General features: G+C 66.4%; 13 protein-coding genes. 6 read left to right on the plus strand and 7 right to left on the minus strand.

Annotated elements, in window-relative coordinates; translation table 11 throughout:
- From A5766_RS20095 to A5766_RS20110, 4 genes are all read right to left on the minus strand, one after another.
- Window positions 1-1,441 (minus strand): DUF3068 domain-containing protein (locus tag A5766_RS20095; RefSeq protein ID WP_064906148.1); only part of this gene is annotated, 1,441 nt, incomplete at its 3' end.
- Window positions 1,442-1,531: 90 nt separating this feature from the next.
- Complete coding sequence (locus A5766_RS20100; protein WP_005203239.1) at window positions 1,532-2,902, minus strand: ABC1 kinase family protein; 1,371 nt, start codon at window positions 2,900-2,902, stop codon at window positions 1,532-1,534.
- 110 nt (window positions 2,903-3,012) lie between these two features.
- The gene (locus tag A5766_RS20105; RefSeq protein WP_005203229.1) at window positions 3,013-3,369 is read right to left on the minus strand and encodes an ArsR/SmtB family transcription factor; all 357 of its coding nucleotides are present in this window, start codon (window positions 3,367-3,369) and stop codon (window positions 3,013-3,015) included.
- A gap of 9 nt (window positions 3,370-3,378) precedes the next feature.
- On the minus strand, window positions 3,379-4,707 hold the full coding sequence (locus A5766_RS20110) for an MFS transporter (protein ID WP_324288138.1): 1,329 nt from the start codon (window positions 4,705-4,707) through the stop codon (window positions 3,379-3,381).
- A gap of 80 nt (window positions 4,708-4,787) precedes the next feature.
- On the opposite strand from A5766_RS20110, the gene A5766_RS20115 reads away from it, so the two are divergent.
- From A5766_RS20115 to A5766_RS20125, 3 genes are all read left to right on the plus strand, one after another.
- Window positions 4,788-6,854, plus strand: a complete 2,067-nt coding sequence (locus A5766_RS20115) for a heavy metal translocating P-type ATPase (protein WP_039854687.1) — start codon at window positions 4,788-4,790, stop codon at window positions 6,852-6,854.
- A 90-nt stretch (window positions 6,855-6,944) separates the two neighbouring features.
- Window positions 6,945-8,645 (plus strand): L-aspartate oxidase, encoded by a 1,701-nt coding sequence (nadB, locus tag A5766_RS20120; RefSeq protein WP_005203222.1) that lies wholly within the window; start codon window positions 6,945-6,947, stop codon window positions 8,643-8,645.
- Between the two features lie 132 nt (window positions 8,646-8,777).
- Complete coding sequence (locus A5766_RS20125) at window positions 8,778-9,656, plus strand: hypothetical protein (RefSeq protein WP_039854686.1); 879 nt, start codon at window positions 8,778-8,780, stop codon at window positions 9,654-9,656.
- Between the two features lie 16 nt (window positions 9,657-9,672).
- Here A5766_RS20125 and A5766_RS20130 read toward each other — a convergent pair whose 3' ends face one another.
- Both A5766_RS20130 and A5766_RS20135 read right to left on the minus strand, forming a co-directional pair.
- Window positions 9,673-10,239, minus strand: a complete 567-nt coding sequence (locus A5766_RS20130; RefSeq protein ID WP_005203218.1) for a TetR/AcrR family transcriptional regulator — start codon at window positions 10,237-10,239, stop codon at window positions 9,673-9,675.
- A gap of 61 nt (window positions 10,240-10,300) precedes the next feature.
- Window positions 10,301-11,419 carry an agmatine deiminase family protein gene (locus A5766_RS20135; protein ID WP_005203215.1) on the minus strand — a complete coding sequence of 373 codons (1,119 nt, stop codon included), beginning with the start codon at window positions 11,417-11,419 and terminating at the stop codon, window positions 10,301-10,303.
- 204 nt (window positions 11,420-11,623) lie between these two features.
- On the opposite strand from A5766_RS20135, the gene A5766_RS20140 reads away from it, so the two are divergent.
- The 3 genes from A5766_RS20140 (at window position 11,624) to A5766_RS20150 (ending at window position 14,509) form a co-directional block, all read left to right on the plus strand.
- Complete coding sequence (locus A5766_RS20140; protein WP_005203214.1) at window positions 11,624-11,959, plus strand: metal-sensitive transcriptional regulator; 336 nt, start codon at window positions 11,624-11,626, stop codon at window positions 11,957-11,959.
- Between the two features lie 68 nt (window positions 11,960-12,027).
- Window positions 12,028-12,231, plus strand: a complete 204-nt coding sequence (locus A5766_RS20145; protein ID WP_005203212.1) for a heavy-metal-associated domain-containing protein — start codon at window positions 12,028-12,030, stop codon at window positions 12,229-12,231.
- 1 nt (window position 12,232) lies between these two features.
- Complete coding sequence (locus A5766_RS20150) at window positions 12,233-14,509, plus strand: heavy metal translocating P-type ATPase (protein ID WP_064906150.1); 2,277 nt, start codon at window positions 12,233-12,235, stop codon at window positions 14,507-14,509.
- 292 nt (window positions 14,510-14,801) lie between these two features.
- Here A5766_RS20150 and A5766_RS20155 read toward each other — a convergent pair whose 3' ends face one another.
- The gene (locus tag A5766_RS20155) at window positions 14,802-16,268 is read right to left on the minus strand and encodes an FAD-binding protein (RefSeq protein WP_005203210.1); all 1,467 of its coding nucleotides are present in this window, start codon (window positions 16,266-16,268) and stop codon (window positions 14,802-14,804) included.
- Between the last annotated feature and the right edge of the window lie 7 nt (window positions 16,269-16,275).

Raw genomic sequence — 16,275 nt, forward strand, 5'->3', positions numbered from 1 at the left:
CCTCAGCGTCGGAGGCCGCGGGCCCCTCGACGCGTGGGATGCGCTGAGTCGGACGATCCCACATGTAGGCGTCGTCGTCCTCGTCGGCGTACGTTTCGGTCTCGGCCGCACCGATCGTCGTCGTCGCGGCATCGTCGGTGTTCTCGGGTGCAGCATGGCGGTTGCGGCCCGCAAGGCCTGCTCCTGCCGCTGTTCCGGCGAGCGCTGTCGTCGTTGCGGCGCCCTTGCCACGACCGGAGTCGCGGTCGTCGACGTAGCCGGGCTCGTCGTCGTAGACGTCGGGGCTCTCGAGGTTCTTGTCAGAGGTGTTGCGGGTCCGCCAGATGATCAGAATCCATGCGAGCAGCAGCAGCGCGCCGATGATGCCGAGGATGAGCGGCAACCAGAATCCGCCCATCTTGAGCAGATTCATGTAGTGGTGGGCACGATCGGCCTGCGCGGTGACCGTCGTGTCCGACCACTGGAAGGTTGCCTTCAGTGCGTCGAGCTTGAAGTCGCGAACCGGCGCGGGCGTCCCGTCGCTCTGGTCGGGCGACTTGAAGTACTGACGCTGATCTTCGCGACCGTTGACGATCGTGCCGGTCTCGGGCTCGACGAAGACGTGGCGGGTCGCCGACGCGTAGCGGTGCATCGTGATCTTGTCGTCGGGCTTCACGCCGCGACCGGAGATGCCCCACCACTTGGCGGGCATCGTGAGCATCGTGCCCAGCGCGGCCTCACCCTGTGCGTTGGGCAGCGACGAGAGGTCGGTCTCGGGAACCTCGGAGACGAACTCGTAGGTCTTGACCCCGTTGAAGGTCTTCTCGCCGACGTACTTGGCGGGCTGGTCCTGCCGGGTGTTGAGGTCGTAATAGAGGTACGAGCGCTTCTTGACGTTGAAGCCGAACTTGTACTGGAAGCCCTTACGGTCGGGCAACTGGACAGACACGTCCTCGACGTTCACGCCCTCCGGTGCCGCCTCGAGCTGCAGCGAGCTGACGGTTCCGTTGGGCACCGACGTCTTGCGGTTGACCGATACCCGGTCGATGGTCGCGGTGAGCAGACCGTCGTCGCATTTCAGGTCGCCTTCGGCGCGGGGAGCGGGCGGTGTTGTCTCCTTGCCATCGGCGTCGCGGATGCGGTCGATCTGAACCGTCTGCGCGGACTGCACCGTCGCCTGTCGCTTGTCCGACGGCTCGATGATCACGCTCCGACGCTGCTGCGTCAGATGTGCGTCGAGTGTGCGGGCCTTGGGCTGGGAGATCGAGCAGCGATCGAAGATGACCGCGGGGAAGCGTTCACCGGCCGAGCCGTCGGCTGGGACTGTCGACGCGTCGGATGTGATGTCGAGATCGAGTGGCACCACGCGCAACTGTGGCACCAGGAACGCCGGGATGGCGATCGCCGCGGTGATGCAAGCAACCCCGAGGAATGCCAGCAGCGCCAGCCAAACTCGTCTCATTCTCGACTCCTGTGCGGTTCGGGCCCGGTGCATCGTGTCGACGAGCAGGCCACGGTCAACGCTCTCACCCTAATGGTCGGCCACCGGGTATCAGCCCATGCCGGTTCGATCGGCACGCCGGTCCCGTTCGGCTTCCTTCATGATTCCGGCCATGTAGCCGTAGATCTCCGCGTCCGACATCGCCTTCCAGCGCGGTGCCAGCAGCTTCATGTACTTCTCGACATAGAGCAGTTGCTTTCCGACGAGTACCAACTCCCGCGGCAATCGGGCGTCGTGCGCGCGTGCGACCGCGGCGAGTTGTCGCCCGAGGTCGGTGTAGCTCATGTCGCCGAGATCCGTGGTCGACAGCGGTGTGGTGATCTTGCGAATGTCAGCCCCGCCCTGGGTCGTCGAACCGGGGTTGCGGACGGCTCCCAGCAGGAAGATGGCGCGACCCGCCGATTCGTAGTCGTTGCGGACGATCAGGTCGACGACGAGCTGACGCAGGATGCGTCGGGTTCGTGGTGTGAAGCGTCCGACGATCCCGAAGTCGAGCAGCACCAGGCGGCCGTCGGCGTCGACGAGGACGTTGCCCGCGTGGAGGTCGCCGTGGAACAAGCCGCCGTGAAACGCCGACTCGAGCAGCGACAGCAACAGGTTTCGACACAGCGCGACCCCATCGTGCCCCGCGGCGCGCACAGCAGCGGCGTCGTCGATGCGGGTGGCGTAGATGCGTTCCATCGTCATGACGCGCGGGGTTGTCAGGTCGTCGTAGACCTGGGGAACGCGAACGCGATCACCGAACTGTCCGGGTTTGAGACATTCGTACCATTCGCGCATGGCGTCGGCCTCGTTGCGGAAGTCGAGCTCGGCGTCGAGACCGTCGGCAAAATCTTCGACGACGTGCCGCGCCGACAACATCCGGCCGTACTCGGAGATCTCGGCGAGGCCCGCGAGCCGTTCGAGGATCGCGACGTCGGGCGCGAGGCGTTCGGCGATTCCGGGACGTTGGATCTTGACGACGACCTCGTCGCCGCTGTGCAGCGTCGCGGTATGGACCTGGGCGATGGACGCCGATGCGATCGGCACGGGGTCGAACTCGGCGAAGACGTCCTCGGGTGCGCTGCCGATCTCGTCGATGAAGACCTGCCGGATCGCGTCGGGGTCGGCGGGCGGAACGCTGTCGAGGAGCGATTCGAACTCCGACCCCAACGTCTCGGTGAAAACGCCGGGGCTCGACGCGATGAGCTGGCCGAGTTTCACGTAGGTGGGGCCCAGGTGCTCGAAGGTCGCACGCACTTGCGCGGCCGCGCGCTTGCCACTCGGTGCACGCAGGTGCGCTGCGTCGAATGCGGTGTCGAGGAGGAATTTGCCGACGCCAAGAGTTGCGTGGGCGGTGGTCACTCCCAGGCGCGTGACCTCGGCGATTGGCGACGCCGGGCGCAGACGTGCGCGGCGACCGTCGTCAACTGTGCTGTCCATGTTCCCCCCCTGCTCGTCGTGCTTGCCGGTTCTCGCATCGCGCCCAGTGTAGGAGGTCGAAGTCGGGAATCGGACATGACGTGCAAACGGCCGAGGTGTCTGGCCTCGCGTCAGCCGTGCTCCGGCTCGCCCGAGACCCGGTGGTCGGCGTGGTTGAGAGCCTCCGCGATGACCCTTCCGACGTGGCCGTCGCGCAGGCGGTAGATGATTCGACGCCCCTCGCGTCGTGTGTCGACGAGCCCGGTGAAGCGCAGCTTGGCCAGGTGCTGGCTGACAGCGGTCCGCGAGGCCCCGACAGCCTCGGTCAGGGCTGAGACATCACGCTCTTCGTCGCGCAGCAGCCAGAGGATGTGTAGCCGCGTGGGATCGGACAGCATGGTGAACAGTGCTGTTGAGGTGCCGAGGAGTTCCGGGTCGGGGCTGACCCGGTGCTCGAGGCTCGGGGCAGGGGTGGCTGCCTGTTTCATCGGCGGTGATCACCGTTCGTCTGCGGTTGCGGTTGCTCGATTCATCGTAAGTGAGATCCGCGGGTGCATACGTAGGTTCGCCGGCCGTGTGTTCGCTGTTCGGGTGGTCGCTGTTCGGGTGGTACTGACCGGTCGCCAGCTGTACGCAGCGCCGACGAGTCCGAGCAGCGCGAGCGCCGACAGCACGAGAGCGCACACCGCTTGCCCGCTGGTCGACGCGCCGAGGCCCGCGAGGGGATAGGTCACCAGAAACGCGGCGTGTGAGAGCGAGAACTGTGCGGTGAACACGTCGTCGCGGTCGGCGTCGGTGCTGTGATCGCGCAGCAGGCGCGCGGTACCGGTCGAGATGATCGACGTCGCGGCACCGAGCACAGCCCAGAGTGCGAGCAACGAGATGTACGACGACGCGCCCAGCCACGCCGCCATCGCCGCAACGCCGATCACGCAGGCGAGGGCACAGGCCAGCATCGGTCGTGAGGTTCCGGCTCGTCGGAAGATCAGCGGCCCGAGGATCGCCGCGGCGATCGACCCCGCGCCGAACGCGGCGAAGGCCACCGCAACCGCGGTCGCGGAACCTCCGAGGTCGGCTCGAACGAAGACCACGGTGCCGACCATGACCAGTGCGGTTGCCGCGGCGACGACAACGTTGACCCACAACACGCCGCGAAATACACCGCGCGCCAGCATGATTCGACAACCCGCGAAGGTTCGGCGGGCGAAGCTCTCGGCGGAGGTGGAGGTGGAGGTGGGCCTTTCGTTGATGCTGCTGCGGTTGATGTCTCTGCGGCACGAGAGGACGAGGACAGCGGACGCGGCAAAGCCGAGCGCGGTGCCGACGAACAGCGTCGAGTACGACACGACGGTCAGCAGTGCCGCCGCGATCAGTGGGCTGCCGACGGATTCGAGGTCGTAGGCGATCCGCGATGCCGCGACGGCGGACGAGTAGTCGTCGCCGTCGTCGACCACGCGCGCGATGGTTGCCGAGAAGGTCGGTGTGAAGGTCGCCGATGCGGTCTGCAACGCGAACACCAGCAGATAGATCTGCCAGACGTGGCCGACCCATGGCAGGCAGCAGGCCATGCCGAGACGTACGAGGTCGGCGCCGACGAGCACCCGTGAGGCCGGCAGGGCAGCGACGAGGGCGCGCATCACCGGGGCCATGACGACGTACGCGACCATCTTCACGGCGAGCGCGGTGCCCAGGACACGTCCGGCGTCGGGACCTGCGAGGTCGTAGGCGAGCAGACCCAACGCCACGGTGAGCAGGCCGGTGCCCAGCAGTGACACGACCTGCGCGCCGTAGAGCCGACGGAAGGTCGGATAGGTGAATGCCCGCACAGCACGATGGTAACAATATGTGCGCATATGTGCACATATATGAGGTGGCGCTGCATACCCTAGGGGGGTATAACGGGGTCATGGAACCGCACCGGCACACGACTGAGGGCGCAGCACCGCGCCACGACGAGCACATGAGCCACGGGGAGATGGGCCACGGGGCGCACGGTCATATGGACCACGTCGCGATGTTCCGACGGTTGTTCTGGATCATGTGCGTGATCGCGATTCCGGTGGTCGTGGCCTCGCCGATGTTCGGGTCGATCGTCGGCTACACCGTCCCCGACAACGCGGTGCGACTGATCTCGCCGGTGCTCGGCACGGTCATGTACCTCTGGGGCGGACGGCCGTTCCTGACCGGTGCCGTGAGCGAACTTCGCTCGCGCACACCCGGAATGATGACCCTCATCGCGCTGGCGATCACGGTCGCATTCGTCGCGTCGTGGGGTGCGTCGCTTCACCTGCTCCCTCACGATCTCGACTTCTGGTGGGAGCTGGCACTTCTCATCGTCATCATGCTGCTCGGGCACTGGATAGAGATGCGCTCGATCGCGCAGACCACGTCGGCACTCGATTCGCTCGCATCATTGATGCCGGACGAAGCCGAGCGCGTCGTCGGCGATCCAGGTGGTGGGCAGACCGAGACGGTCGCCCCGGCCGACCTTGTCCAGGGCGACGTGGTGATCGTGCGTCCAGGCGGCAGGGTTCCCGCGGACGGTGTAATCATCGACGGCACAGCAGAACTCGACGAGTCGATGATCACCGGAGAGTCTGATCTCGTCACCCGCAAGGTCGGCGACAAGGTGGTCGCCGGAACGGTAACCGCCGACTCGGCGATCACGGTGAGGGTCAGAGCTGTCGGCGACGACACGACGCTCGCGGGCATCCAGCGTCTCGTTGCGCAAGCGCAGAATTCGACGTCGCGTGCGCAACGACTCGCCGATCGTGCTGCGGGCTGGCTCTTTTGGTTCGCGCTTGGCGCCGCGGCGCTGACCGCCATCATCTGGACGGCGATCGGACAACCCGAGGACGCAGTCATCCGCACGATCACGGTGCTGGTCATCGCGTGCCCGCACGCACTCGGACTCGCGATACCGCTGGTGGTCTCGATCGCCACCGAACGTGCCGCCCGGATGGGTGTGCTCGTCACCAATCGGATCGCGCTCGAAACCCTTCGGCAAATCGACGTCGTCTGCTTCGACAAGACCGGAACGCTTACTCGTGGACGGCCCGAGGTGAACGATATCGTTGCGCGCGAGGGGTATTCGAAGGACGAGCTTCTCGGTCTCGCAGCGTCGGCCGAATTGCAGAGCGAGCACCCGCTCGCTCGCGCCATCGTGCGCGCCGCGCAGGACGAGGGTGTGCGCACAGCGTCGTCGAAGGATTTCAGTACGCACGCCGCAACGGGTGTGCGCGCTGTCGTCGACGGTCGGCAGGTGTCCGTCGGCGGTCCGAGGCTCGTCGAAAATGTCGCTGTCCCAGATGATCTCGCCTCTGCTGCACGGGACCTTCGGGGAAACACGGTGCTGTACGTCATGATCGACGACGAGGTCGTCGGAGTGATCGCACTCGCCGACGAACCGCGTCCCGAATCGGCCCAGGCCGTCGCCGAGCTCCGCGACCGCGGCATCGAATCGGTGATGATTACCGGTGATGCCCGGGACGTCGCCGACCGGGTGGCCAAGGCGGTGGGCATCACGGAGGTGCACGCGCAGGTACGGCCGGAAGACAAGGAGCAGATCGTCTCCGACCTGCAGAAGCAGGGCCACACCGTTGCCTTCGTCGGCGACGGAGTCAACGACGCGCCTGCCCTCGCGCGCGCCGATGTCGGTATCGCGATCGGCGCGGGCACCGACGTGGCGATCGGGTCGGCGGGCGTCGTGCTCGCCGGTGACGACCCGCGGACCGTCGTGTCGGCGATCGAACTCTCACGCAAGGCGTACCGCAAGATGAAGCAGAACCTCTGGTGGGCCGCCGGGTACAACATCATCTCGGTGCCGCTCGCAGCCGGCATCCTTGCGCCGATCGGGTTCGTGCTCCCGATGGCGGTCGGAGCGTTGCTGATGTCGTTGTCGACGATCATCGTCGCCCTCAATGCCCAACTCCTACGTCGAGCCGATCTACACGAACCGCGAATGTCGGCGTAGTCTTCGGGGAGGGTTTTCGACTGTGGGTCGAAAACGCTCGGGTTGAAAACACTCAGCGGTCGAAACACCGTTCGGCGAAGGAGCACGCACATGGCGCTCGATCTCACACGTGCCGATCTCGTGGCCGATCTCGTCGTGGTCGGGGCGGGGGTCGCGGGGCTGACCGCCGCACTGCGCGCAGCGGAGCTCGGGCTGCGCGTGGTGATCTGCAACAAAGGTGCTGCTTACAGCCCTGAATCGCGTGCACATGCCGGGCCGGTCGAGCATGCCGGGCCAGCTCAACATGGAGCGCCGGTCGAGCACAGCACCTCGACGTACTACGCCCAGGGCGGCGTCGCGGTGGTCGCGCCCGACAGCGCCGACGACAGCGTCGACTTGCACCTGCACGACACGCTGGTCGCCGGTGCGGGGCTCGGCGATCCCGAGATCTCGCGCGAGATCCTCGCGGACGGATGGTCTGCGGTGTCGCGCCTGCTCGGATGGGGTGCGCAGTTCGATCGTGATGCTTCGGGTCGGCTCACCCGCACGCGCGAGGGCGGACACAGTGTGCGTCGGATCATCCACGCCGGCGGCGACGCCACGGGCGCGCAAATCCAGCAGGCACTCTCGGCGGCCGTCGCCACCGTGATTCGACGCGGCGACGTGCGGGTCCTCGACGACTGCACCGTCACCCACGTACTCACCACGAACGAGCGGGCCGTCGGCGTCGCGTACCTCGGCGCGGATGGACCGGGAGTGGTGCACGCCCCGACGGTGCTGCTCGCGACGGGTGGCAGCGGACACCTCTTCGCCGCGACCACCAACCCGGCGGGTGCCACTGCAGACGGCCTGGCGCTCGCACTTCGCGCGGGCGCCGACGTTGCCGACCTCGAGTTCGTGCAGTTCCATCCGACGATGCTCTACACGCCGGGAGCGCGAGGTCGGCGCACGCTGGTCACGGAGGCCATCCGCGGTGAGGGCGGACGCCTCGTCGACGTCGACGGAAAGTCGGTGACCGAGGGCGTCCATCCGCTCGGCGATCTCGCACCGCGCGATGTCGTCGCCAACGCCGTGACGGCTGCGATGGAACGCACCGGACATCCGTGCGTGTACCTCGACATCTCGGCGATCGACGACTTTGTCACACGATTCCCGACGGTCAACGCCGGACTGCGCGCAGCGGGCCTCGACCCCGCGGACGGGCGCATCCCGGTGGTGCCGGGCGCCCACTATCAGTGCGGTGGCGTCGTCACCGACGCACACGGGCGCACCAGCGTCGCGGGGCTACTTGCCGCAGGAGAGGTCGCCCGAACGGGACTGCATGGCGCCAACCGGCTGGCATCCAACTCGCTGCTCGAGGGGCTGGTGGTGGGCGTGCGCGCGGCCGACGTCGCAGCGCTGGCCAGGGCTGATGGTGCTGTCGACACCACGTCTTTTGGTGATGTCGATGCGGGTGTCGAGCACGTAGTGGACCGAGAGGCGCTGCAAAATGCGATGTCGCGCTTCGTCGGATTGCGACGGAACGCGGAGGGACTCGGGCGCGTCGCGGCGCTGCTCGACGACGCGAGTCCGCGGGTCGTCGCAACGCAGCGCGACGTCGAAGATGCCGCGCTGACATTGGCCGCGCGGGCCGTCGTGACAGCCGCGCTGGCGCGGACCAGCTCACGCGGATGCCATGTGCGCACCGACGAACAATGCCCGGCTACGGATCTTCACGGGACCGGTGAACAGAGTTCGCCACGCTTCCGACTGATCGACGGCGATGTCTGCGCCGTCGGGGTAGAAGTGCCAGCACTCACTTCCGTAGACTGACGCCGGGGAGTGGGTCGATTGACGCACCGCATGCCGTGACCACAGTTGATCCGACTGTGACGTGCCGTGCGATCGCGAGTAGCGTCGTCGCCACACGCAAGCTGCGCGTATTCGGGCCGATGGGAGGACCGTATGGACGGCCAGGGTTGCTGGTCAACGGTTGTGTGCTCCGCGGAGGAACGTCGCGCGCTCGGTTTGAGCGGGTCGTCGGAATGGCTGCTGCAGTGTCGACTGGCAGCCGGACACGCGGGTAATCACGCCACCGATGCGAGTACTCGACCGCGGAGCGACAGACGGCTCTGGCTCGAATGGAATGACTTCGACGACCGCGCGCAATCGCTCATCGAGCGCAATCCGTGCCCGGTGCCGTCGCCCGAGGGAGCGCGTTGCGTCTTCTTCAACGGACACGGCGGCCCGCACTTCTATGCGCGGTCTAACGGGCACGCGCCGAGCCCTGTGCCTGGCAACGGCGGTGTCCGACGCGCGCCCGGTGGGGTTGCGCCGCAACCCGTCGGGACCCCCGACCAGCCACAGCGCAGTGGCCCGTCGACGGGCGATCTCCCGATCGCTGCGGGTAACGCCGGGTCGCATCGGCTCGACGATCCGCGCGGGTCGTCGCTCCGCGAGGCCCCACCCGCGCAGCAGTCGGTGTCGTCGCATTCGGGGTCAACGCATTCTGGGTCAACGCAGTCGGCTGCGGCACACGCCTATCGCGGTGGGCGGCGATCGACCAACGCCGAACCGCCGCCGACGCCCGCCTTCCAAGCCAACAGGCACCAGGCTCTCGACGTGACCGGTCAGCGGTCCGTCGAGCAGCCACCATCACCCCAGTCACCATCACCCCAGCCAGCATCACCCCAGCCCCCGTCACCGCCGCAGCAACACGTCGACCCGTTGCAGGGTGGTCGTCCGGCATCCGGCGCTCAGCCCGATCCGGTGAGTGACGCGCTGCGTGAGGTTGCCGCGGCATTGGCAAAGCTCGCCGACGCACTGCAGCGCGCGCGTTTCTGAGTCAGGCAGTTTGTCGTCACGCGGGTTGTCGGGGTCCGACTTCGTGCTCGATGGCACCTCGGAGTAGGTCACGGGCGCGGGCCAGCTCGATGGAGCCGCTGTGCCATCGTTCGCTGAGTCCTTCGACCAATGCGGTCAGCCGGGCAGCGGTCGCGGCGGGGTCAGTGGTGATGGCGTCCGGGATTCGGGTGATGAGGTCTTCGACGTCTCGGTCCCAGGCGGCGGTGCTCGCCCGGAGAGGTTCTTGGAGGGCGGGAGTGAACGCCGCGCTCGCTCGTAGCTCGCCCCAGGCAACGCTCGCGGTGCGCACCTCGTCGGTGTCTTGCAGTTCGTCGAGCAGCATTGACTCCAGCTGTGTCCGGGGGTGGGAGTCGGCGCTAGGTGTCGTGTAGTCCTGAGCGCGCTCGTTGATGTATTCGAGTGCAGCCCGCAGGATGCCGTCGCGGTCGGTGAAGTGGTAATAGATCAGCGCGGTCGACACCCCGGCTTCGGCGCTCAACTGCGCTACGCGCAGCCCGCGCACGCCGTGTTCGGCGATGACGCGCACCGCTGCCTCCAGGATGCTGGTTCGACGGTCAGACATCTCTTCTCCGAAGATCGACCCACGCTCAGAGTGCGGGTGCAGGATTGGTGGGCGCCGATGTTCAGGCCGGCTGCTGTTGAGTGGCGCAGTGGATTCCGCCGCCTCCGGCAGCAATGCCGTCGATGTTGACCTGCACCACTTCACGGTCGGGGAACAGCTGTTGCAGCGTGTCCTTCGCGGCGGCATCGGTGTCGGAGGCCCCGAACTGCGGACCGATCACCGCACCGTTGCAGACGTAGAAGTTGATGTACCCGGCCGCGAAGTCGTCGCTGGCGAACTGCTCACGCACACTCGATGGGCTCTCGAGTTGTTCGACCGTCAGTGGTCGGCCGCGCGCGTCCGTCGCCGCATGCAGGATGTCGAGATGGCGGTGCGTGACGTCATAGTCGAATGACTCGGGATCGGTCTCCAGTCCTGCGACCACCGTTCCGGGACTGGCGAAACGGGCGTAGAAGTCGGTGTGCCCGTCGGTGATGTCCTTGCCACGTACCCCAGGCAACCAGATCACCTTCGTCACGCCGAGTAGGCGATCGAGCTCGCCTTCGACATCTGCCTTCGACCACCCGGGGTTGCGGTTGTTGTTCAACACGCAGCTCTCGGTGATGATCGCGGTGCCCTCACCATCGACTTCGAGCGCCCCGCCCTCCAGCACGAGATCGGTGTGCACCGTCTCCGCGCCACCGCGTCGGGCGACGAAATCTGCGACCTTGCTGTCGCGGCCGTGGTCTTGCTTTCCGCCCCAGCCATTGAAGTTGAAATCCACGCCACCCGCGGTGGTATCCGTTTTCACGAACACCGGGCCGGTGTCACGAATCCAGAGATCATCCAGGGGACACGCCACCAACTCGACGTTCGCTCCGCCGATCAACTCTCGAGCCACGCCCATCTCGTCGGGCGACACCAACATCGACACAGGTTCGAACCGGGAGATGGTGGTAGCGATCATCGCGAGGTTACGTTGCACCTCCGGCACCAGCCGCGCGCCCCAGATCGCCTCGCCGGCGGCGAAGGCCATCCACGTTCGCGTGTGCCGTTGACCTTCGTCTGGCATCACCCATCGCCGCTCGTCCGACCGCCGTTCGCCCGATGACGTCGCGGCGGTGTCGCCGTCACTGCACGCCGCGAGCACGGCAGCACCGATCGCGGTGGCTGACAGCTGCAGAAAAGCACGGCGTCGCATTTCTGGGGTTCCTCTCGTCCTGGCACTCGGTCCCGCGGGTGACCTCTAGGCAGCGTAGATCCTGACTGAATATTCAGTCAAGAATGGAGGCGCGGCGAGCATGGCGATCCGACGCTCATGCGGCCGATCGCGATATACCCTAGGGGGGTACCGTTTCATGACGATTCCTGGTATACCGGTAAGGGGTATACGAGGAGAGTGACCATGACCGTAGACGCGACACCGGACGCCGGGGCCAACACAGACGCCGAGCACAACGCGCACGGATACATCACGCGCAAAGACGACTACCTCAAGCGTCTTCGACGCATCGAGGGACAGGCGCGTGGGCTTCAGCGCATGGTCGACGACGAGGAGTACTGCATCGACATCCTCACCCAGTTGTCGGCGATGACCAAGGCCCTGCAGGCAGTCGGACTCGGCCTGCTCGAAGAGCACATGAACCACTGTGTGGTACACGCCGCGCAGGAGAGTGACGACGCGGGTCGTGCGAAGGTCGACGAGGCAATGGCCGCGATCGCCCGGCTCGTCAAGTCCTGATGCGGCCAGCCAAGTCGATGCAGTCAACACTGACGACGATCAACCACCATGAAAGGTAACCGAATACGATGACCACAAGCACCTACACCGTCACCGGCATGACCTGCGGCCACTGCGTCGCATCGGTTCGCGAGGAGATCGGCGAGATCCCCGGCGTGAACAATGTTGACGTGACGTTGGAGACGGGCGTCGTCGAGATCTCCAGCGATCGCGAACTCGCGCGCGACGAGGTCTCCGACGCCGTGTCCGAAGCCGGATACGAGCTGGTCTGACATGTCCACGACGTACACGACGCACGGTGAGGGGCCGGCCACCGTCGTCGACCTCGACATCACCGGCATGACGTGTGCGTCGTGCGCGAATCGCATCGAGCGCAAGCTCAACAAACTCGACGGCGTCCACGCCACGGTGAACTTCGCGACCGAGAGGGCGACGGTCGACGGCACAGCCGACGTCGACACCCTCGTCGCCACGGTGAAGGATGCCGGATACACTGCGACGCCGGTGCGTCCGAAAGCTGTTGGCGGGTCGTCTGATTCAGGATTGGACGACGGAGCCGAGGCTTCTGCGATCGATTCGAGTCCCGCTGCCGTCGAGCTGCGGGGGTTGCGTCAGCGACTCATCATCTCGGCGTTGTTGTCGATACCGGTCATCGTCCTCGCGATGGTGCCCGCATGGCAGTTCACCAACTGGCAGTGGCTGTCGCTGACTCTTGCTGCGCCCGTGATCGTTTGGGGCGGCTATCCGTTCCACCTCGCCGCGTGGCGCAACCTGCGGCACGGCACTGCGACCATGGACACGCTGGTGTCGATGGGCACTCTCGCCGCATTCGGATGGTCGCTGTACGCCCTGTTCTTCGGCATGGCCGGAATGCCGGGCATGACACACGGATTCGAGCTTCTCCCCGAGCGCGGAGCGGGAGCGTCGTTCATCTATCTCGAGGCTGCGGCAGGCGTCACGACCTTCATCCTCGCGGGACGCTATGCGGAGAAACGCGCCAAAATCCGTGCGGGCGACGCGCTTCGGGCGCTCATGGATCTCGGTGCGAAGGACGTCGTGATCCGACGTGCGGGCAGTGAGGTGCGGGTCCCGATCGGAGACCTCGCCGTCGGAGACGAGTTCGTCGTCCGTCCGGGCGAGAAGATCGCTACCGACGGAGTGGTCGTCGAGGGTGTCTCCGCTGTCGACATGTCCATGCTCACAGGCGAATCCGTGCCCGTCGAGGTGACCGTCGACGACGACGTCGTCGGTGCGACGATCAACACGAGCGGACGGCTCGTGGTTCGTGCGACCCACGTCGGTTCCGATACCGCGCTGGCGCAGATGGCCCGGATGGTCGAGGCAGCGCAGGCGGGTAAGGCCCAGGTCCAGCGACTCGCCGATCGGATCTCCGGCGTCTTTGTTCCCACCGTCATGCTCATTGCCCTTGGCGCACTGATCTTCTGGTGGGTCGACGGTTCGGTACTGACGGCGTTCACCGCGGCGGTCTCGGTCCTGATCATCGCGTGCCCCTGTGCGCTCGGACTCGCGACACCGACCGCGTTGATGGTCGGCACCGGACGTGGTGCGCAACTCGGAATCCTGCTGTCGGGCCCCGAGGTGCTCGAGAAGACCCGACGCATCGACACCGTCGTGCTGGACAAGACCGGCACCGTGACGACCGGCGAGATGCGCGTCGAGGCCGTGCACCCCGCAGCAGGGGTCTCCGCAGACGAGGTCACCACCCTCGCCGCGGCGGTGGAGAAGGGATCTGAACATCCCATCGGCCGCGCCATTGTCGTTGCTGCACAAGATCTTCCGGTACCAGAGGTAGACGAGTTCGACGCCGCTCACGGCATCGGTGTGTCGGGGAAGGTCGGGACGAGCAGCGTCGCCGTCAGCGGGCCTGCGCATCTCGACGTCGAACTCGACGAAGGGCTTCGCAGTGCCATCGACGATGCCCAGGCCGCGGGAGCCACTCCCGTCGTCGTGCTGCGCGACGGTACACCTCGCGGTGTCATCGTGGTGTCGGACACGGTGAAACCGGTTGCCGCCGAAGCGATTTCGCGTATGAAGAAGGCGGGGTTGCGACCAGTTCTGTTGACTGGTGACAACGCGGGCGCCGCACAGCACGTGGCCGACATCGTCGGTATCGACACCGTGATCTCCGATGTGCGGCCGGAGGATAAGGTTGCCGAGGTCGTACGCCTACAGCAGTCGGGCGGCTCCGTGGCGATGGTCGGCGACGGCATCAACGACGCACCAGCGCTCGCGCAGGCCGACCTCGGCATCGCGATGGGCACCGGTACCGATGTCGCGATCGCCGCCAGCGACGTGACTGTCGTCGACGGTGACCTGAACAAGGTGCTCGACGCGATCGCGTTGTCGCGCGCGACATTACGGACGATCAAGCAGAACTTGTTCTGGGCATTCGGCTACAACGTCGCCGCGATTCCGCTCGCCGCGGCCGCGCTGCTCAATCCGATGATCGCGGGCGCCGCGATGGCGTTCTCGTCGGTGTTCGTCGTGCTGAACAGCCTGCGCCTGCGGAGGTTTACGCCGCGGCGGTGATCTCGACAAGCTCGATCAGCGGGGGTGCAGCTCGATCGGCGGGTGGGGTGATCTCGACAGGCTCGATCAACGGGAACGGCTCGATCAGCGGTGGAGCCGCTCGGTCGGCGGGTGATCTCGACAAGCTCGATCAGCGGGAAGCAGCTCGATCAGCGGGAAGCAGCTCGATCGGCGTGGGGTGGCTCGATCAGCGGGGGTGCAGCTCGATCAGCGGGTGATCTCGACAAGCTCGATCAACGGGAACGGCTCGATCAGCGGTGTTGCAGCTCGATCGGCGGGTGGGGTGGCTCGATCAGCGGTGGGGCAGCGCGGCGGCGTGGCGTCCGGCGCGGCGTCCGAAGTACGAACCCTCGCCCAGTTGTGTTCCGCTGGCGTAGCCCTTGCTGTCCTGCGCGATGTTCGCCGCGCCCGCGCCCGCTGCGTAGAGTCCGGGAATCGCGGCGCCGGCGGCGTCGAGCACCTCGCCGTCGACCGAGGTTGCCATGCCGCCGAGTGTGAACCCCGCGTACATCGCCTTACCGAGGCTCATGTCGAAGACCGCCCAGGGCCCCTTGTCCTGCGGCGCAAGGTATTCGGGTGCCTTGTGGAAGTCCGGGTCCTCTCCGCGCGCGGCGTTCTCGTTGTACCGATCGAGGCTCGCCTGGAGTTTTCCGGTCGGAATGCCAAGCGCCTGTTCGGCTTCCGCGATCGTCTCGTAGCCGTCGACAAACGGCACCAGCGGCATGCGCGGCCGCTTCATGTGCGCTTCGTCGACGATCAGGTATGCCGTCGAATCTGGTTGTTCGAGAACGAAACTCGACGTCCGTGAGTGGTAGGAGTCCTCCGCGACAAAGCGATCGCCGTTCTTGTTCACCGCGATCCCGGTCAGCAGAATGGCGGGCGGATACACAGGTGCGGTGCAGAAGGCCTGATCCATGTGCTTGAGTTCGGCACCCACCGAGACGCCCATGCGGAGTCCGAGGCCGTCGTCGTAGGTATTGCCTAGGACATACGGCTTCTCGGTGAGCCACGGTACGTTCTCGGCGACCATGTCGGAGTTCATCACGAACCCTCCCGCGGCGATGACCACACCCTTAGCCCTGATCACCCCGTCGCCGCTGCCGGGGCTGTGCCACGCGACTCCGGCGACAGCGCCGTCGTCGACGACGAGTTGCCGCGCGCCGGTTTCGTAGCGCACCTCCACCCCGAGGTCGGCGAGACGTTTCACCAGCAACTCGACGATCATCGCGGCACCGCCCGTGTCGCCGGGGACCGGAACCTTGTGCCCACGCGGGGCGGGAACGGCCATGGTGTTGAACGGCCACACCTTCTCGTTGCCGGTGTACATCAGACCCTGCGTCTCGGGCTGGACGACGGCCTTCTCCGGGTAATAGCTGCGCTCGAACTGGAAGCCGAGAGCCTCGAGCCAGTCGAAATGCTCGACGCTGTCGACGCAGTACGCATGGATCTTGTCCGGCTCCGGATCGCTGGAGACCGCGGTGATGTACCGCTCCATCTCCTCGGCGGAATCGTCGTGCCCGGTGGCCTTCTGGACCGCCGTACCGCCGCCGAGGTAGAAGTGTCCGCCCGCGAGCGCCGTCGTTCCGCCTGCCGCCGCAGCACGTTCGAGGACCAGAACGCGTGCCCCGTTCGACGCCGCCTCCACCGCGGCGCATCCGCCTGCGATGCCCAGTCCGATTACCACGACGTCGACCTCGTCGCTGAACTGCGTCACCGCGCCGAGGGAGAGGGTGTCGGGAATCCGTGTGCCGTCAGCCATGCGGGTT

The organism is Gordonia sp. 852002-51296_SCH5728562-b, from assembly GCF_001665475.1.
Lineage (GTDB): Bacteria > Actinomycetota > Actinomycetes > Mycobacteriales > Mycobacteriaceae > Gordonia > Gordonia sputi.